15 protein-coding genes are annotated in these 20,346 nt (G+C 40.3%); 7 read left to right on the top strand and 8 right to left on the bottom strand.

What is annotated here, in order from left to right; genetic code table 11:
• Positions 1-49 precede the first annotated feature (49 nt).
• The 3 genes from AACU32_RS40015 (at position 50) to AACU32_RS40025 (ending at position 3,576) form a co-directional block, all read left to right on the top strand.
• A complete protein-coding gene (locus tag AACU32_RS40015; protein WP_096607735.1) occupies positions 50-721 on the top strand; it encodes a response regulator transcription factor in 672 nt (223 codons plus the stop codon).
• Between the two features lie 138 nt (positions 722-859).
• Positions 860-2,815: a sensor histidine kinase gene (locus AACU32_RS40020; RefSeq protein ID WP_096607736.1), complete on the top strand. Its 1,956-nt coding sequence runs from the start codon at positions 860-862 to the stop codon at positions 2,813-2,815.
• A 5-nt stretch (positions 2,816-2,820) separates the two neighbouring features.
• The gene (locus AACU32_RS40025; protein WP_096607737.1) at positions 2,821-3,576 is read left to right on the top strand and encodes a DUF928 domain-containing protein; all 756 of its coding nucleotides are present in this window, start codon (positions 2,821-2,823) and stop codon (positions 3,574-3,576) included.
• Positions 3,577-3,661: 85 nt separating this feature from the next.
• On the opposite strand, the gene AACU32_RS40030 is transcribed toward AACU32_RS40025, so the two are convergent.
• Positions 3,662-6,382 carry a CHAT domain-containing protein gene (locus AACU32_RS40030; RefSeq protein ID WP_339378647.1) on the bottom strand — a complete coding sequence of 907 codons (2,721 nt, stop codon included), beginning with the start codon at positions 6,380-6,382 and terminating at the stop codon, positions 3,662-3,664.
• A gap of 182 nt (positions 6,383-6,564) precedes the next feature.
• On the opposite strand from AACU32_RS40030, the gene AACU32_RS40035 reads away from it, so the two are divergent.
• The 4 genes from AACU32_RS40035 (at position 6,565) to AACU32_RS40050 (ending at position 11,590) form a co-directional block, all read left to right on the top strand.
• The gene (locus AACU32_RS40035; protein ID WP_339378648.1) at positions 6,565-9,009 is read left to right on the top strand and encodes a two-partner secretion domain-containing protein; all 2,445 of its coding nucleotides are present in this window, start codon (positions 6,565-6,567) and stop codon (positions 9,007-9,009) included.
• Between the two features lie 171 nt (positions 9,010-9,180).
• Positions 9,181-9,447, top strand: coding sequence for a Mo-dependent nitrogenase C-terminal domain-containing protein (locus AACU32_RS40040; protein WP_445223247.1), 267 nt, complete (start codon positions 9,181-9,183; stop codon positions 9,445-9,447).
• Positions 9,448-9,539: 92 nt separating this feature from the next.
• Entirely contained in the window at positions 9,540-11,186 is a 1,647-nt protein-coding gene (locus AACU32_RS40045; protein WP_096607741.1) for an NB-ARC domain-containing protein, read from the top strand.
• A gap of 164 nt (positions 11,187-11,350) precedes the next feature.
• Complete coding sequence (locus AACU32_RS40050; protein ID WP_096607742.1) at positions 11,351-11,590, top strand: DUF7219 family protein; 240 nt, start codon at positions 11,351-11,353, stop codon at positions 11,588-11,590.
• 257 nt (positions 11,591-11,847) lie between these two features.
• Here the strand turns inward: AACU32_RS40050 and AACU32_RS40055 are convergent, their stop codons facing one another.
• From AACU32_RS40055 to AACU32_RS40085, 7 genes are all read right to left on the bottom strand, one after another.
• A complete protein-coding gene (locus tag AACU32_RS40055) occupies positions 11,848-13,050 on the bottom strand; it encodes a DUF4159 domain-containing protein (RefSeq protein WP_096607743.1) in 1,203 nt (400 codons plus the stop codon).
• Positions 13,051-13,114: 64 nt separating this feature from the next.
• Complete coding sequence (locus AACU32_RS40060; RefSeq protein WP_096607744.1) at positions 13,115-14,158, bottom strand: phage tail protein; 1,044 nt, start codon at positions 14,156-14,158, stop codon at positions 13,115-13,117.
• A 186-nt stretch (positions 14,159-14,344) separates the two neighbouring features.
• Entirely contained in the window at positions 14,345-16,567 is a 2,223-nt protein-coding gene (locus AACU32_RS40065) for a putative baseplate assembly protein (RefSeq protein WP_096607745.1), read from the bottom strand.
• A gap of 2 nt (positions 16,568-16,569) precedes the next feature.
• A complete protein-coding gene (locus AACU32_RS40070) occupies positions 16,570-16,992 on the bottom strand; it encodes a GPW/gp25 family protein (protein WP_339378649.1) in 423 nt (140 codons plus the stop codon).
• 44 nt (positions 16,993-17,036) lie between these two features.
• The gene (locus AACU32_RS40075) at positions 17,037-17,717 is read right to left on the bottom strand and encodes a DUF4142 domain-containing protein (RefSeq protein ID WP_096607746.1); all 681 of its coding nucleotides are present in this window, start codon (positions 17,715-17,717) and stop codon (positions 17,037-17,039) included.
• A gap of 12 nt (positions 17,718-17,729) precedes the next feature.
• Complete coding sequence (locus tag AACU32_RS40080; protein WP_096607747.1) at positions 17,730-19,721, bottom strand: VgrG-related protein; 1,992 nt, start codon at positions 19,719-19,721, stop codon at positions 17,730-17,732.
• Between the two features lie 32 nt (positions 19,722-19,753).
• A complete protein-coding gene (locus AACU32_RS40085; protein WP_096607748.1) occupies positions 19,754-20,329 on the bottom strand; it encodes a CIS tube protein in 576 nt (191 codons plus the stop codon).
• Positions 20,330-20,346: the final 17 nt, after the last annotated feature.

The following is a 20,346-nucleotide window of genomic DNA, read 5'->3' on the forward strand; positions in this document are numbered from 1 at the left end:
AAGGTTATCCCTAGTTAATCAAGCAGCCTTGTCAAGGGGGTGATAAGTTATGAGCCTAACTGCAATCGATACCGACAAACAACTCTTTTTGGTGATTGACGATCATGAGGCAATTCTTGAAGGTACAGTCCCAGCTTTAAAGCGTACTTACCCAACGGCTGAAATTCTCACGGCGCAGGATGTACAAACTGCCAGGACGCAAATAGAATCTTATCATCCGACACTGGTTGTCATTGACTTAAGCTTACCAGATAAGCCTTATGCCCCTGCTAGCCCGGAAATAGGGATGTATTTTCTCAAGGCTTTAATTGAAAGTAAGTTAGCTCCAAATATTCTGGTACTGAGCACTAATATTAAGCCATTAGTCCAGCTCAAACCGATGATTAATGCTTACGAAGGTGGCTTCGCTGCAATGGACAAATCGTTACCCATCAAGGAAATGGTACGGTTGGTTGATTTGGCGCTGCGAGGTTCTATCTATTTACCACCTCAATTGCGTTCCCGTGCAGAATTTGACCGCAAATGGTTAGAAGTTTTGATGTTAAAGTTTCAGGAAGGGCTAACTGATAAAGCGATCGCCGAACGAATGCAAGTCAGCGATCGCACTATCCGCAATTATTGGATTAGACTTCAAGATGCTTTAGGTGTCTGCGATGAACCCGATAAAGAACTACGAATTCAAATAGAAATTGCTGCCAGAAAACTAGGATTAATTAACTAGCTAACTAAGTCGCTAGAAATCAACCAAACTATATTACTAAACTTAAATAGGCTTGAAATCTTTACCAATGACAAATGACAAATGACAAATGACAAATGACAAACCTAGCCAGTTATCTTTAATTTTGCCGACCTCCTAATGTGGAACACAATCAAGCAGCAAGCGAAAATTTGGCGTACAGCTGCGCTACCTGGATTGGTAGTGATTGGCTGTGTAGCGATCGCGCGGCTAACTGGTTCTGTGCAACTTTTAGAATGGATAGCGTTTGATAACTTTTTGCGCTTGCGTCCAGAGGAAGCAGTAGATCCAGAGATTGTAATTATTGGCATTAACGAAAATGATATTAAATTAGTTGGGCAGTACCCGATCCCTGATCGCAATCTGGCTCAAATGTTAAGTATTATTCAAAGTTACCAACCAAGAGCTATTGGTTTAGATATTTTTCGGGATCTGTCTGTTGGTTCAGATAGAGATGAATTCAGCAGAATTTTGCGAACTAGTTCTAATTTAGTAGGTATTGAAACTTCTAATACTCAATCTATTCTCAGTGTAAAACCACCCCCAGAATTACCCACGAATCGTGTCGCTATTGCTAATGCTATCCTCGATCCAGATGGGAAATTACGGCGCTGTTTGTTAGCAACAAGAGTTGATTCTGGCGAAATTAAATACTCTTTATCCTTGCTTTTAGCCAAAATATACTTGCGATCGCAGGGGATTTCCCTCAAGCATGGTAATCGTGCTGATTATCCGATTTGGTTTGGTAACACTAAATTACCCCGCTTTACTACAAATACTGGTAGCTACGTCGGTGCAAAAGCAGGGGGTAATCAAATATTAATTAATTTTCGCAGTAACCCTCATCCCTTCCCCATAGTCTCGCTCACAGATGTTTTAACAGGTAAAGTTAAACCAGAATTGATGCGCGATCGCATTGTGATTATTGGCATGACTGCCGCTAGCGTCAATGATACATTTATGACATCGGCAACGAAAAATACTGTCCTAACTGATGGCTTAGGTGATACAGAGCAGTATCAATTAATTTATGGGGTAGAGTATCAAGCACACGCTACCAGTCAAATTATCAACGCCGTACTTCACCACAGACCACTATTGCACACATGGCTAGAGGGTTGGGAATATTTCTGGATTTTACTATGGGGATTGCTGGGGATCGCCTTGGGTTTAATACTCCAATCTCCTTGGAAAACGCTTTTTAGTCTAGCTTTGTGCAGTATATGCCTGATGGCAATCTGTTATGGTCTAATAATTCTCAGCTGGTGGGTGCCTATGGTGCCAGCACTATTGGCATTGTGTGCAGCGGGATTAACCACCTCATTTTTTGACCGAGATTCGAGAATTTTGCTCGAACAGCGCAGTTTGACACTCAAGCGTACTTACGATGCTGTTCACAATGGCCCGTTACAAACAATCGCCGCCATGCTGAGAAGTCTGGATGAAGATGTTTCACCCAGTAAATTGCGATCGCAACTACAAGCACTCAATCAGGAATTGCGATCGGTTTACGAGTCGATGAATCAAGAACTTGTCACAGGCGAAAATCGCTATGTGTATACTCCCATTGTGGAATTGCTGTATGAGGTTTATGAGAATACATTAATGCGAGATTTACCAGGGTTTGACTCCATAAAAACTTACATTCCCCCTGATTTCAGACCGCTAAAAGATTGCAACCTTACTGCCGATCAAAAGCAAGGTTTGTGCAGATTTCTAGAAGAAGCATTGTGTAATGTAGGTAAACACGCTATTGGTGCTACTCGTTTGGATGTAGTTTGTACACGCCAAAAAAACTTGTGTAGTCTGCAAATTATTGATAACGGCGTTGGTAACCTCTTATTTAAACATCATCAACATGGACGAGGCACAGATCAGGCCAGAGATTTAGCGAGATCCTTAGGCGGTAGATTTCAACGCCGAACTCACAATCTAGGGGCGCAATACTCGATAGTAGATACTACGCCAACCCAACCCCAAGGAGTCATTTGTGAACTCACATGGCGAGAAATCAAACCTTGGTGGCAATTTCTTGTCCGCAAAAATCCTTTAGCTAAACATAAAATTACCCCTTAACAGCCATGATTCAGCAAATTGTGCAAATTTTACCCAAACTAATGGCTAACAAATTGATCGCGGCTATTTTAGTAGGAATTTCGCTGCTACCTATAGCAGTCATAGCAGAGGATAAAGCACCGCCCGACGACAAAGCGCCCCCTACAGGCAGATCCTCTGGAGGTAGGGGATGCGGGACAACAACACAACCAGCACCCTCAAATGTGCCAGCACTGATTTTACTTGCACCCTCAAGCTACTCTGGAAAAACAATTTCTACTCGTCCCACATTTGCCTGGTTTGTGCGTGATGCGGCTGCTGTGGCAATGGAATTTCGGCTATATGAGCAGGAAAATAATCGCTATAAACTACTTAAAGAAATCAAAGACGACAACTTTAAAACTTTTCCAGGGATTATGCTGCTTTCGCCTTCTAACTCTATCCCAGAATTGACGGTTGGCAAGCGCTATCGTTGGCAAGTTGAACTAGTTTGCGATCCTAGCCGTCCTTCCGGTAATCTCTTTGCAGAGTCGGAAATTGAAGTTGTACCGATCCCAGCAAATTTAAAAAAACAAGTAGAAAGTACAAGCGATCGCCTGACTCAGGCTAAGTTATATGCACAGGCAAATCTTTGGTATGACGCTTTCGGCGAAGCTTTCGCCTCTCCTAGTGATGAAATTGGGTTGAAAGACTTACGAGTATCTTTACTCGATCAAGTTGCTACAGATGATGCTGAGAAAGAGGTGTTACGAGGTAGTGAAATTCATTCTTTGCAACGCTAGATTAATGCGAGTTGGAGGGTAAATTTCTAAATTTTAGATTTTGGATTTTGGATTGGGGAGTTCAAAGGGCGATAGATGTGCGTCTTTACAACCAATTTCCTACAAGAATCAGTGCTGCCCAATAACCAGGATGATTGCGATCGCCTGGATTTTGTTGCAGCCATTTTGTTTGCGCCGATTGCAGTGCTTTGGCTCGGCTCATTCCCTGCTGGAGATTTTGGTAAAATTGGGTAATCAGTTGGGCTGTAGACTCATCATCCACTTGCCACAGAGAAGCGACAACGCTACGTGCGCCAGCTTGCAGAGAAATTCCCGCAATACCCAAAGCATCGCGATCGCTTCCGGCTGCTGTTTCACAAGCTGTAAGTGTGAGTAACTCTAGCGCTTGACCTTGATGAACTTCCCGAATCATCTGATAAAGCTGATTCATCGTCAACTTTTCGTTATACCTATAAGTTTGCATTTTCGAGTTTTCACTTAACTCTCCTTGTTCCCCAATTTGCTTGCCAGTTACTAAATAGGTATCCTGGGAATCAATGCCAAATTTTCCGTGAGTTGCTAAATGAATAATCGGAAATGCATTTTGTGTAAGTTCTGTTTTTAGGCGTTCTAAGCTAAAAGCATCATCAATTAATCCTTGACTCCCTGGAAAAATAGTTGTGATTTTCTCAATTTCTGTTTTGACATAGTTTAATGGTTCAAAAAATATTGGACCCTCAACTACGGAAGGTTTTGTTAAACCAAAACCCAAAACCCGCAGAGACTTTCTATTAAGTTGAGCCGGATCGACTAAGTTGAGACTAAGTGTACTAGCAATAGCATACTGCTCAATTAAAAATTGCTTACCATCATAAAGCGCCGCCATTGGAATAGTCCGGAAAATTCCATCTTGAATGAAGACTAAAGTATCAATCTGTGAATCTTGCAACTGTTCGGCAAAGGGACTGATTAGCCAGTCATAAACTTGCTGGGCTTTTTCTTGATAGCTATTTGCTAAATCTGAGCGCTTTTCTAGTTGTAGACGTAGCTCATTTATAGTTGTAATTACATCCAGGGTTTTGGTATTTACCCAATAAATTTGTGATTGAAATTTTCTATGTTTATTGAGCAAACTGAGGATAATAGCAACTCGATTCCGCAGAATCATAGTACTGATAACAGCAGTTTTTTCATTGATTATTGTTACTGGTTTAGCTATGACTTGTAAAGCACAATCATCACCTAGATAATTTTCTAACTCTGCCAAACGCAAACTATCAAGAGTTTCTAGAGCAGACTCCATCGATTTTGGATGATTTTTATCTTTTGATTCTTGTGCTTGCTCAAGATACAATTGAGTTAATTCACGATATACTGGTTCAACCGTGTCACGAAAATCTAATTGGAAATCGCGCTTGGCGCTGGCTAAATCTCCGCGAATTTCTTTTAAAATTTTCACTGCACTTTCATAGGATGCGATCGCCTCAGTAGTTTTGTTCTGCGCCTGTAAAATCCGCCCAGCTTGCCAATCCCACAAATAGCGGCTTTCTTGCATTCCCGCAATGAATTGGGCTTGTTGCGTCAGTTTCAAGGCTTGCTGATAGTCTTGGCGACATTCATAAATATGTCCCAAACGCCCAAATCCAATGGATGCAGATTGTTTATCTTTAAGACGTTGGGCGATCGCAATTGCTTGCTTAAATAATTCTACAGTTTCCACAGGTATATCTTTACTTACACAGCGATTTGCTAACTCAGGATTAAAAGATGCTGGAGGTAATCTCAGCAATTGATATAAACTGGCAAGCCGAATTGCTGCATAAGCTTTATCGCGAGAATCTGGTATGTTCTGGAATATACTCAGTGCTTGCTGAAGAGCATTGCCTACGGATATATCTGTGCGGCTACGATGATAAGGAATGAATAAATTAAGGAGCGATCGCAGTTCATTCACCTGATCGTTGTATTTCCTTGCAAGACTCAGGCTTTCTTCAAAATAGCTAATAGCTTTACTATCTGATTGACGAGCATTACGAGCAAATTTTGCAATTGCTATTTTATCGGCTGCTTGTTGAGCAAACTCAAGTCGCTGATAGTCTCTTTGTGCGAGGTTGGTGTAAGTATTTCCTAAACCATTCAAGGCCGAAATAACGTAGAGTTGACCTTGATTTTTATCTACTTTTGTCAACAGAATTTTAAAATATTTCAGCGCTGACTCGTAATCACCTTGCAGACGATGGGCATTACCCAAACTACCTAAAGCCGTGACTTCTCCCAGGCTATCTGTATATTTGCGGGCGATGTTCAAAGCACTTTCTGGGCTACAGTTTGGCTCTTGCTGATTTTCCCCACATAATAGCGCGATCGCTTGACGTTGCTGCCCCTGGTTGCTGTATGCTTGCGCCAGTTCGGTGAGTATTCTTCCTTGCTGAAGGCGATCGCCAACTTGTTGATAATAGGTGATAAGTTGATTGAGAATTGCGATCGCTCGTTCAATTTGGCCGACTTGTTGATAACCACGTACCAAATACTTTAAAACTACTACCCTGTCTTCAGATTGAGAATCAGTGCTGATAGCTGCTTCCCATAACGAAATTGCACCAAGAAAATCTCCTGTTTGATAACGCGTTAACCCTTGCTGTATGACTTGTTTCGAGTCAGTCTCTTGGGCGGTAACGACTTCACCCAGTTGCACCTGCCTAAATAAGAGAGAAACCTGACTCAAACACAAGCAAAATGTGAGGCTACTGAGAAATAAAACCTTCAGCAGGTGACGAGTTTGCAAGCCACGGCGTAATACAATCCAGAAATTGAGATACTTTAGCAAAAAGTGATACCAATTCAAGAAATCTTTGCCAAACACCAATTATCTGTTGTCGGGGCGCACTGCTGTACGCCCTGACTGAAAAATCTATCTTTAGTCTGATAAGTTTTGACAATAATTGCCCAATCCGATAGTTTTTTTGTATCAGGTTCAAAAGAACAGATGTGCCTGGGGAAGCAACACCCATGATTGCGAGAAACTATCTTGGCAAGTGGCTAACGGCAACAAGTAGCTTAATTTTGTCTAACTTGTTAGCTATGGGGAAAGTTGCACTATCTCAGGTTATAGCCGATGAAACATTATCAACACAAGAAAGAACGCAAGTATTAGGCGATCGCAATTTTCAAATTGATGGGGGTGCAATTCGCGGCAGTAATCTATTTCATAGTTTCCGGGAGTTTTCTGTACCTACAAGTGGGGAAGTCTATTTTAATAATGCCGCGAATATCGAAAATATTTTTAGTCGAGTTACAGGCAGATCCATATCTAACATTGATGGCGTAATTCGAGCTAATGGTACAGCAAATCTATTTTTAATTAATCCCAATGGCATTATTTTTGGTGCTAATGCCCGCTTAAATATTGGTGGCTCATTTTTAGCCAGTACAGCTGATAGTATCAACTTTGCTGATGGCGTGAAGTTTAGCGCCACCAATCCCCAAACAGAACCGTTATTAACAATCAATGTTCCTATTGGCTTGCAATTTGGGCAAAATTCAGGAAGTATTACTGTACAAGGTACAGGCTACGATTTATCTGTTCAAGAGCCAATCCGATCGCTAACAATTAGAGGTAATGCTGTCACAGGCTTGCAGGTATTACCTGGGGAAAGTTTGGTATTGCTTGGGGGTAATGTAAATATACAGGGTGGTACGCTGAAAGCCGAGCAAGGACGCATTGAGTTAGGGAGTGTAGGTGATGGACAACAGGTTATATTCAGTTTTATTCCTCAAGGCTTTGCTCTCAACTATCAAGGTGTAAAACTTTTCGGGGATATAAGTTTATCTCAGCAGGCTTTAGCTGATGCTAGTGGCGGCGGTTTCATTCAGGTGCAAGGAAATCAGATATCTTTAACTGATGCCTCACAGATTTTGATTCAAAACCAAGGTGAACAGCCAAGGGGAAGCATTAACGTCAATGCTGCTCAATCTTTATCTATGAGTTCCACAAGCCCAGATGGTAGGCTGCGTAGTGGTTTGGATGCTCAAACTGTGGGAAGTGGAGCAGGTGCACATATCGCCATTTCTACACAGCAGTTAATTGTTCAGGGTGGTGCAGCCGTCAGCGCCCGTTCCTTTGGCAGTGGTAAGGCAGGCAGTGTGACTGTGGATGCTGCTGATTCAGTGCAAATATTGGGATTCTCGCCCTTTGATTTGTTGCGAACCAGTAGCATTGGTACTGTTGCCCTAAGTTCTGGGGATGCGGGCGATATTAGCCTGTCAACGAGGCAATTAACTGTGCAAGATGGCGGCTCTGTAGCAGTTTCGACTTTAGGAAGTGGTGACGCAGGAGAGTTAACAATTAATGCTCTAGATTCAGTAGAATTACTAGGAGTGAGAGATATTTTCCAGTTTAGTAGTTTGTCTGCTCCCACTCTGGGTTCTGGCAATGGCGGGAAAATCACCATCAATACAGCAAGGCTGATATTGCAAAATGGAGGCACTGTTAATTCTTCTACTGTAGCTACTGGTAATGGCGGCAGTGTGTCGATTAATGCTCAAGAATCTGTAGCGATCGCAGGTACAGGTTTAAACTCTGGACTTCCTAGTAGTGTGCGTGCATCTGCTCCAATTCCCAATGAGCAACTAAGACAGGCTTATCAACTATCGCCAGTGCCTAGCGGTTCTTCTGGGAATGTTACCATTAATACCCAAAATTTGAGCGTAACAAATGGTGGCAGCATCGAAGTTAGCAATCAAGGGCTAGGCAATGCAGGAAATCTCCAAATTAATGCCCAATCTATTTTTCTAGACACTAACGGGGCAATTACATCAGCAACCGCATCTGGTGAAGGGGGCAATATTCAACTTCAGGTGAGGGATTTGCTGTTAATGCGCCGTAACAGTGAAATTACTGCCTCAGCTAGCGGCACTGGCAATGGTGGCAACATCAATATTAATACTCCCTTACTCGTCGCCGTTCCTCAAGAAAATAGCGATATTAGCGCCAATTCTGTGAATGCTCGCGGCGGCAATGTCAATATTAATACCAATGGCATTTTTGGCTTTCAATCCACCTTACAAAATACCTTCTTAAGTAACATCAGCGCCACAGGCGGAAATTCTACCTTAAATGGTACTGTGCAAATCAATGTTGAAAATATTACCCCCAATAATGGATTAGTGGAATTTCTTCCTATTTTGGCAGATACCAATGCACTGATTGCTAATAGCTGCATAATCCGCAATCCTCGCCAAAGCAGATTTATTATTACGGGTTCTGGAGGCTTACCAACTTTACCTGATGATTTGGCTAACTCTCCTTTTCCCACTTATGAGTTAGTCCCCACCACGAGAAATTCCCAAAACAACACTTCCCTACAGCAAATAGAACCTCTATCTGAGCCTGATGGAATTTATCAATTATCAAATGGAGAAATTGTCTTAGGGCGCTCCTGTGCCAAATCTTGAAATTTAGGTTTCCGAACTTGGAAAGCAATTTGCGTGACAAGTCGATGTATTCATCATAGCGATCGCTCTAAACTATAAATCAAGCCGCCAAGGAAAAGCACAGCTACAAGATTTCAATGAACTCAAGAATTTAAATATTCATCAACTGGATTACAAGGAGCGATCGCCATGATGAAACTTGTTAGTCTACAAAAACTAGTTAATAAATGGATTGATGCCATAGAGTTTCACAATCCTTATGTGGCACAATTCTTATGTCAAATAATCCCGGCTCGTTGCCCTTTTGAGCAAGAAATTAAACTTTTTCGCTACAGCTTATTTCGCATTCCATCCCTGTGTAAACTCAACCCCATTTACGAGCAATTGGTTAGCCTTCGCTTCAAAGCTTTATCCTATCTTGCTAATGAATGTGGTGAGGATGTCACCCGATATTGTTGATTGAAAAATTGTATTTCATTTGAGATGAGGCTGCTTTCATCTTCCATATTCTACAAATAAATTCGCAAATTAAATAGGAGTGCTAGAGGTTTATGTCTACTACAAAAACAACCCGCAAGCGTGGTGTCATTTTATCTGCCCAAGGTTGGGATAAGTTTCAGAAATTTAAACGCAAATTTGAGTGCCAAGATAATAATGGTAGCCGCTACACTTTAGAGGAACTGAGCGATCGCACTAATCTATCGTTGCATACCATGTCCCGCATTATCGGCAGGGTAGAAGGAGTAGACAAAATCTCGCTAGAATACTGCTTTCGCGCTTTCGGCTTAGAGTTAGACAAAAATGATTATACCCGACCTGGCAAAACTGAAACAGTTGATTGGGGCGAAGCAATAGACGTTTCTACATTCAATGGACGTAATGAAGAATTAGAGCAGTTGCAACAGTGGGTATTAAAAGAACGCTGTCGCTCAATTGCAATCGTGGGAATGGGTGGAATTGGGAAGACTAGTATTGCAGTGAAGTTTGCTCAACAAGTTCAGCATGAGTTTGATTATATAATTTGGCGATCGCTCTCTCAGGCTCCCGCTGTTGAGACTCTCATAGCTGATTTGGTCTATTTGTTATCAAATCAGCAGGAAAATCAAGGTGATATTGTCAAACTTCTACATTATCTGCGGAATTATCGGTGTTTATTAATTTTAGATAAGATGGAATCGGTTTTAGATGCCGATTGTGCTGGTAATTATCGCTGCGGTTATGAGGGATATGGGGAATTACTGCGGCTAGTGGGAGAAACTACACATAAAAGCTGTTTAATTTTAACAAGTCGTGAAAAACCAGCCGAAATCGCCGCCGCTGAAGGAACTGAATTATCTGTACGTTCCTTAAAATTAGGTGGTTCTCCAGAAGCAGCTTTAGCTTTGCTTGAGTCAAAAGGACTCGTAGGAACTAAAGAGCAAAAGCAAGAATTATGCGATCGCTATGGTAAAAACCCGCAGATATTAAAAATCGCCGCCGCTTCCATTTGTGATTTATTTGACGGCGACATTGGTGAATTTCTCCAGCAAAACACCTTAATTTTCAATGGTATTCGTCGCCTATTAGATGAGCAATTCCATCGCCTCTCAGACTGGGAACAGTCCATTATGTACTGGCTAGCAATTAATCGGGAATGGACAAGCATCGCAGACTTACGCAACGATATTATCCCCGCTATTACCAATGCAGACTTATTAGCAGCCTTAGAAGGATTAAATAGGCGATCGCTAATTGAAAAAGCTAGCTGGCGTGAAGAATCTAGACTAATTGCAACGCAGTCTAGCCGCTATACTCTACAGCCATTACTTATGGAGTATGTCACAGAACAACTTACTAAACAAATTACAACTGAATTAAAAACTAAAAAGCTGTCTTTTTTGATTCGCTATGCTTTGATAAAAACCACAGCCGCAGGCATTAAGTTAATTTTACAGCCCATTGCTGACTTCCTGAATACTAATTTTCATTCGGAAAAAGAAATCGCACAGCAAATTCAGCAAATCTGGGAATTACTGCACACTGAAAATTTCAGGTTATCTGGTTATGGTGTTAGCAACTTAATTCATCTTTGCCATCACCTCCAACTAGATATCACATCTTATGAATTTGCAAATTTGAATATTCAGCAAGCTTCTAAAACCAAGAAAAATTTGCGTCGTGTAAATTTTCTCTACCTTAACCAAGTGAAAGCCGTGTAAATGAATTTTAGAATTTGCAGTTTGAATTGTTTCTCTATCAATGACTATAGTTTTGAAAAGCTATAACAAATATCTAAAATTCGGCAAAATACACAACCCTATAAATCTACCTCAGATTTGGTTTTTAATTACGAACTACAAATTACAAATTTGTATTACCCCTCATGGAAGAATCAAATCAAAACAACTTTATCTATTCCTGGAAACGCTATCACGGTCACTTTAAGCCAGAAGCTTTAGTATTTAACGCTAACCTTCAAGAATTTGCAACCAGAGTTAGCTATATCTGTAATTTGCAAACTAATGGTAAGCTCTCACCAGACAATGCTTACCAGCAAATTAATGCTCTATGGGAACAGTTGGAGCGTAGCCATTCTTTACTAGGAATTGACAAAGATATATAGCTATCCTAATTTTTTTCTTGTAGGGGCATACAGCTATGTGCCCCTACAATTTTATTCACTTGTGCCTCTATATTATGACCTACGCATTAACAACAAATACCAAATATGATTCTAGAAAAATATGCTTAATGTAGGGGTTTGGCAGTGCTAAACTCTCTTTATTGTGATTCTATTTACCATCAAATAATTGATTAATCAAAACCTGAAACTCCCAAATTTGCAAAATACATAAGCCCTATACATAACCTTCTAAAATATTACCATTGGGCTGAATAATCTTCCTGTTGCAAACCAAATAACTGTCGCCGTCTCCAAGCATATTGCAAAATATTAACGCCTAATTCTTGTGCCGTGCGAATGACAACTCTAGATAAAGTTAAATCTTGATCCGCACCCCAAGCAGATGCTAAATCGCCAACCACTAAAATAATTCCTCCTCCGATGGAAACTTGAATAACTTGCTGCTGAATCATCGGTAAAGCCGCAAATAAAAAAGGCTTTGTTCTCAGAGGATGATTACGCCGCAATTCTTCTAGAGGCTTTAAAGGATAATCTAACTGTTGAGCTAAAATTTGAATACTTTCAATTAAAGCTGTAGCATCATTTGGTGCATCAACTAAAAGTACTCCACCTTTATCTAAATAAATTTTTAAAGCTTCAAATTCACGACTATTAAGTGAGATGGCTTCTTTACCAGTGAGATAAAGTAAGTCATGGTCTTGAATATTTTCTTCTAAAGATACCTGACCTACATCATCAGCACCTCGCAATGAGGGATGGAGAACTTCTACAGCTTGTAACAAATATGCGAGATTGAAAAAAGTACGCGCATACTCAGGATCTTTGTGACTTACCAAAGCCATACGTACAATTGCTTGTGGTCGAGATTGAGCTTGAATGCGATAACGCAAATCTAAGTTGTTATAACCTGGGAAAAAAACATCAGTTGGTAAAGTAATAGAAACTGGGCCTGGTTGTAAAAATATCCGACAAAGTTCTATTTCTGTAGGTTCTGGTCGTTGGCGCTTTTCATCTATCCGAAAAGTTTCTTCAACAAAATCATTATTTTGCTCATCACGACGCAGTTGCTCAGGATCTACATAACTAACTACAAGATAAATCATCACAGGTTCGGAATCAGGTACTTCTGTTGCGATCCGAAAAGGGATGGTATTGGGAACAACAATCACATTACCAGCCAAATCAATCGCAATACCTGGTTGAATTTCTACCCAACGATGATCGCGATATTCAGCTTTTACTGAAGATGGTGCAGGAATTGCTCGAACACCTAAGCCGCAAACAATACCAGGTTGATTTAACGATTGATAGTGAGCATTTTGCCGTTGACGATGGTATTCATGGGCGCGCCGCCAGCGATCGGCTGTAATTAATAAGCCATCTAAAGCCTGAAGGCGATTTAATGGTTGAATAGGTGGTGTAGGAAAGGGGTGAGTCACGTCGCTTCGCTCCGAATTCAAAATTTTAAAAAATAAAAATTAAAATAATAATTCATTGAAATTATTATTTTTGCTCTGAATTTAAAATAAATAATTCATAGGTGCTAAATGCTGGTTTTTCTTGCTCAATAATTCGTCTTACTAAAGTTTCATCTATGCTTTTGGAACTGTGGGAACGCAAACGTACAGTAAAGTGATAAGGCTGTCCTCCTCCTAACACGGCATCTTCTCCTAATTTGGCTGAATCTAATATAAAACCTCGACTAAAAGGTTCTGTGATACTAATATGTTTCTCAGCTTCTTGAGGTAAATGTTCATCTAAAGGTAAACCTGTATAAAGATGTAAATAAAGACGTAGACCCTTACGAGTTCCCCGCCAGCGATAAAGTTCTATAGCACGGCGAATTAAGTGACGCTGTTGATTTATATCCCATACAGGATCTATAGGCCAAGCTACCCAATGCGCCAGAAAAGGCAATAAGGCGCGCGGTGCTGTCAAGGAGTCTAGATTAGCCCACATGACATTAAAAGTTTCAATTACTGGCTCAATAGCTTCTTCAAATATTTTGATAAAGCGGCCAATAAAGTCCACTTCACGATAGAGGATTGGTAAAAAACTTATGTACCGACTACTAGGGCGAATGTATAAATTAAACTCTTCATCTTGGATTTTTTCTTGCTCTGTTTCTGGGTCAATATATACATAAATTCGGCTACGAAAGTTAAGATTCAATCGGTCTTTGCTACTTGGATTGAGAGCTTGTTGGTCTTCAAAATAATTAGCTGGAACAGAAAAATACAATACGGCATCCATTTGCGCTCCAGGTGCAATCTCACTGTCTTCAGTGACAACTTGACACCATTCACTAGGAAAATCACCTTCAACTTTTAAAATCAGTTTTAAAGTTCGTCGTGCTAGGTTTTTAACTTGCACAACTATTTCACTCGGTTCTCCAGGATTTACAAGTAAGCTCTTTTCAGCAATAGATTCTGTGGCTATACCATTTAAATTTAGCCAAGCTGAGTCTTGAACAGGTAAAGCTTCAGGAATTTGCATAGGAGTTAGTTGAATACTAACCAGAGGGGTGTTAGAGCGAGTTTGCAGCATAACATTGAATTAATTCGTAATTCGTAGTTCGTAATTTGTAATTAAAAAATTCAAATTAATTAGAGTTTTGAGATTTTTAGCTTGAAAGGAATTGCAGCAATTAAATTATTTAATTGTGAGAGAGAAAACGATAATCAGATTCTTCCTCCTCTGCTTACACAGCCATGAGAACGTGAATCTCTAGCTTCAAGTAGAGAGCAGGGTGATATCATGACCTGAACGTAGATTATGGTTAGCCCAAGAACAAACTAAACCTTGCGGCCCAGGGTCAATAAAAGGTTCTGACTCTTTTTGGCGTACCCAAGTTTGACCTTGCTTGTGTAGTGCAAATAACAAGACTGGGCCTAAATAACGCACACCTGGGGTTTGTTGAAGTAATGCAATGATATCTGAAGGATAAACTGGTCGCCCAAAGGGCCAGCCTTTACCTTCTGGCCCTCCTGTTAAGGGATTGAGATAGCGATATAAAGCAACGCGCAGGTTAAATAGAATATCCTGTTGAGCGCTGGGATGGTTGTAAGCTGGTTCAAGTGCAACTTGCGCTCTGACGGAAACGCCAATATATTCCGGTTCGCTCAGTAGTACTTGTACTCCTAACAAACGCCTATCATCTAAATAGTGCAAGATTTTTTGTTTGAGTGCATTTTCCAGAACAAACTGTTCTGGTGCTATCCCCAGGCCTTGAGCAATACCTACGCCTGGTTGCGCCAACGCATCAATATTGGCCTCTGGTACAACCATTAAACGTACTGTCCCAGCGGCGCGAGAAGAATCTGGTGGTAAGCAACGAACACGAGCGATCGCTCCGGAGCTAGCTTGTAAAGTCAAGTTTTCAAAGTCTTCAATGGTGACAGCGCGATCGCGAGTTCGTAAGATTTGCGGCGCTCTTAAAACTGCTTCTTCTAATGTTTCTGCATCCGCACCATTGTGCGCGGCTCGATGGTTAGTCACCCTAGTCACATAGGGAATGGCAGTCCTGAGAAATCTGAGCGTACCACTTTGAACATTACCTTTTCGACCACCACCAATGCGATAGGCAACTATCTTAATTTCTGCTCCAGGTGGCGGAACTGCTCCATACTGGCTCTCTGGCGATGGCTCAAGCTCTAGATTTGTATATGCTAGCCAATCTTCTCGCGTTGGCTGTTGTATTCTTGAGCGCATCTGTGTTTGGCGTTTGAGAGCGTCAGGTTCGCGAATTAATGGGCCAAATTGGATTTTACCAGTGAGTGAATCAATGGTGTAGTGAGGGTCATTCAGGCTAGAATCTGCAAAATCTCTCACTTCTTGCCATTTTTGCGGCAAGCCATTAGGAGGAGTCACTACAATATACTCATCTTCTTGACGGCCTAAAATTGGCGCAGTTTGGAGTTGAAAAGTTTGCCCTGGTTTGCCGTTACTAATTCCCAAACGTTCATTGCGGATAATAATACTGTGGCTAGCACTCACAGTCCCACCAATAGCCCCTACAGATAAACCAATAATCCGGGGAGAATAGGTGTAACCAGGTTGATTGCTCTCTGGAGTTGTTAACACGCACCGCAACCAACGTCCTCGGTAGGTGGTAAAGCTGCTTACAGGCCAGCTTTGCGGAAGATGCAAAACTATATCTGCGCCTTGAGCCGGATTGCGGCCTTGTTGAGCAATTTCATAAAAACTGAAACCGCGAGTTTCATCATCTGTTTCTTGCAGCAGTACAGATTCCCAGGATTCACCATTCCAAGCTTCCCAGCGCCGAGGCGGTCGATTAGGGTTAATCCCAGTAGATGTTGCAGCAGCGCCTCTAAAAGTAATTCGCAAAACATTTCCTTCTAAAGACTCTTCTGGATTTAATACCAAATAAAAGCAGTTTCCTGGTTTGGGTTGCTCCTCAAATAGTAGTTGTTCCCGACCTTCCCAATTACCATTCGATTGACGAGTCCACTGACTAGTGACGCGATCGCGCAAAGTCTGAGGATGATCTTCCTGAATTTGAGAGGTTAAAAAGTTCCGCAGACTTGGTTTACCAATCACCAAAGGGCGATCGCTAGTAAAGACAATGGCTTCACTTGTCTCGGTTCGCTCTGTTGCTACTTCCACTCCTGCTGGAATTGTATAACTTTCCTCTAAATCGCTACTCAAGTAAAAAGTCAAATCTGTCTGGGCTGGCGCTGGAGGTTGAAGACGAATGCCTAGTAATTCCAGAAAAGCTACGTAATTTTTCTGGGGAACTCGGTTAAATCTGAACAACATTTGATCGGTTAACCAAGCAAATAGTTCAATGAGCGTAATCCCAGGATCACTAAGATTGTGGTCAGTCCACTCTGGACAGTAGCGTGGGATTCGCAAAATGCACTCTTCCACCAACTCATCAAAAGTGCGATCGTCTAAGTTAGAGGAAGGTAATTTCGGTAGAAAGTCAAATTCCACAATTACTCCACCATTGAATTTAAGTAAAAAGGATACACAAAGCTATAAATATCAGGAGCTTCTTTGAGACGGTAATTAATGATGATATCTACTCGACCTCTTATAGGATCTGGGTCAGTTTGAACTTCATCAATAATGATGCGTGGTTCCCATCTTTGTAACGCTTCTAAAACATATAAACGCATCTGAATTAAAGTATCCGTATTCATAGGTGCAAAGGCTAATTCTGATAAGCGTGACCCAAAATTAGGGCGATATAGCCGTTCACCTAAACCTGTACGTAATATAATCCAAATAGATTCTCTAACCTTTTGAGCTTCAGCACTTATCTGTATTCCACCTTGCACATTTGGGCGTAATGGAAAAGCCCAACCTCTGCCTAAATAATCTCTTTGCTGACTATTAACCATATTGGCTTTGAGCATTGACGCTAGAGCTAAATATATCTGCCAGTTTCCTAATGTTGCCTTTATTTCTTCGCATCTTGACTATTATTTATGATTGAACTTGCCATTTGTAAATGCTCTTCAACTGTTGTTATAGTCTGTTTAGCCCAGGTTTTTAAATCAGAATCTTGACCTTCTTGAATCTCCTGCTCAAATAAAGATTTAGTTGCTTTGTGAGCTTGAAGCATTTGATTCATATATTTTTGATCAAAATTTGTACCAGAAAGCTGAGATAAGTCTTTGATTAAAGCCTTATCTTGATTATTGATACCTTCAGGAAATTTAATTCCCTTTTTCGATGCAAACTGTTTGAGGTAATTGTATGCTTGGGTATGGTCATTAATCATACGTTGCGCGAATTGTTTTACCTCATTTTGAGACGATTTTTGCAATGCTAGTTTTGCAAGTTCTACTTCTATTAAATTACCTTGAGCTACTTTAGTGACAAACTGTTGATCAAAGGAATTAAGGGCATATTGCTGACTATTTCGGGTATGTATACTTGTCCCAGGCGTACTGAGAACTCTAGTATTGTTAATACCTACTATTAAGATTGCACTACAAGCTGCAAGAAATGTTAACCTTCCTAACTGAGTAGGTTTAGTAAAATTTGACATATATATTTCTCCTTGATTGTAGTAATTTGAATGAGCTTTATTGAAAGCGGCAGGAAACTCCATCCCCTTGTGGGTGTAGTTTTTCATTTGAACCTAATATCAGACTACTGGTGCGCCATTGGCAGTTACTAAGCCTTCCATAGAAATTGATGCAGCAGCCATATTAATCTCTGTTGCTTCCATAGTGATGCTAAAAGCAGATACGTTAATATCCGCCGTAGCTTCTATACTCACAGCACCTGCTGCGCTAATATTTACATCCGCCCCTGCTTGAATATTAATTACACCAGTGGTTTGCAGAGAGATAATCATTCCTTCATCATTAAGAGTCAAATTCTGACCAAAGGTGGTTTGAACTTCGATAGATTGTTGAGGCTTATCATTTAAATTAACTTGGTGACCACCAGAAGTTGTAATTGTGATTGCTTTTGCAGTCATCACATCATTCATCCGCATTTTATGACCGCCAGATGTTTCAATTTCTATAAACTGGTCTTCTGGGGTACTATCTTGATCGTTCAAGCGTATATAATGCCCACCTGCTGTATAGATATAAATGCCATCATTTCTATTATTTTCGTTACTACCGCCTCGATCATCTTCTACAAATTCAATAGTGTGACCTGTACGAGTTCTAATTGCTCGTAACCGGACTTTACCTTTGTTAATTGTGTCTTCAATTTTTTCGGGTGTTTTATCTTTACCATTCCAAACACCTCCAATAATAAAAGGTCTATGAATATTGCCGTGTTCAAAACCTACTAAAACTTCGTCATCGATTTCGGGTAAACAATAAAATCCTCGATTATTTGCAGCCCCCAAACCTACTACTCTAGCCCAATAACTGCTATGTTCTTCTGTCAGAGTAGGAAATTTCACTTTGATTCTACCCATACCTTGCGGGTCGTGATTATCAGTCACAATACCCACTAAAAAAGTTTGCCCCGGCTGTAAATGTGTTGGTGGTGATAAAATTTGGAACATACTGCCATCACGTAGCCCTCGTACAATAAATTCCGTGGTGTAAACCAGGTTTTTATAGGTATGGCGTGTTTCAGTGATATGATATGCCCCATTGTAGCGATCGCCCATTCCCTCCAGTTGAATTACCTTACCAGCGCGAATCTCTGGATTGCCATTAGCTTTGCCATCTGCTTGTACAAACTCTCCTCCTAGCTCATTACACAGAGCTTGCGCTATCATCTCTGCGTCTTTAGCGTTGTAAACGGGTTGGTCTACAACAATCATTTTGGGCGGCTGATTACTCAAATTAAAATCAGTACTTGTGCTACTTCCTTGACCACTACCAGTTTCAGTAATTACTTTTTCAGTGCTAGCCGTTGAGGTAATAAGTTTTTTTTGCGTATAGTCCCAACAGCGTACTTCTACATTATTTACTTGTTGAGCAGTAGTAACACGAGGATAAAAGCTATTAATATCAATCAACCATTTTAGGTTTAAATAAGCATCTTTCTCTGGTTTATGAAAGTTGAGTTTATTATCTTGAACATAGAATAAGAAACCTATAAGGGCTGCTCGTTTTTGCAAGAATTCCATATTGGTTTGGTTTTCTTGAAAAATATATTCGTGAGTTTCGCCACTTTCTTCTACTTTACCAAGCTGTATATTTACTTCCGATGCTATTTTACGAACAATATCGCTGTCGGTTTGGTTTAAAAATGAGCGATTATAGCGACCACGATGTAACCTATGAGAAACATCATATCCCCGAACCAGAATATGAGCATCGGATGTTTCTTGAAAATACGCTTCAACTGCTGTAATTTCAGACTCAATTAAATATTGTTTTTCATAAATATTGAAGTCTTTATCTAAAGTCGTACTGCAAGAAAAACCTAATTTTACTTTATCACCAATTTTAAAATAATTATCATAACGCCAAGGAGAATTTCCTTTACTACCTGACAAATAAGCATTATTTATTAACAATGTAAACATTGAAGGTAAATGTAGGCTTTCTTCTACTGTTGCCTCCAAGACATCATTTATTAATTCTTGGGGAGCATCTGTACCATTAATTTGTAGCTGTAACTGAGAAAGATAAAGTCCAGGTTTTTGTTGAGTAGGCATAAATATAATTGAAGATTTAAAAAATTGATCGTTTATTCTATGGGTGCTAAATTTTGAGATTGTCCTGTTGTGCGATAGTCACCTGCAGAAGCAGTTTGCTCCATGACACTGGGTGGATCGGATGGATCAACTTCTAGTAAATCTAAATCTACTAATGCTCGCAAAGGTGTACCATCGCTGCGAAACATTGTGAATGTATAAGATAGCCTCGTAATCACGCAATGAAAATATTTTTCTTGCCACTGCAAATAATAAACAGGTGGACGTTCATTAGCAGTAGAGATAGGACTTACGCCTTTTCTTAGTAAGTCAATATAATAATTGAGTGATTTTTGTCCTTTTTGACTCAAGTTTTTAGTTTCATAAGTATCAAATATCAGGTTATGAAGTTCTAATGTGAAAGGTTTCAGCCCTGCAAAATAAACTTTAGGTAATAGTAATGTTCCGCGATTACCAGTTTGGTATTCCCAATTATTATCTCTAGAAAAACGAAGCTCTTTTGGATTGAACATAAATTCAATCGTATTGGTATTATCATCAACACATACTAGCTTGGCTTTAACCAGATTATTTTGTGTTTGATTTTTTTGCTTTTGAGTGTTGACCATTGAATGACTTATCCTAT

It is taken from the genome of Calothrix sp. NIES-2100 (assembly GCF_963875285.1).
Classification (GTDB): domain Bacteria; phylum Cyanobacteriota; class Cyanobacteriia; order Cyanobacteriales; family Nostocaceae; genus Aulosira.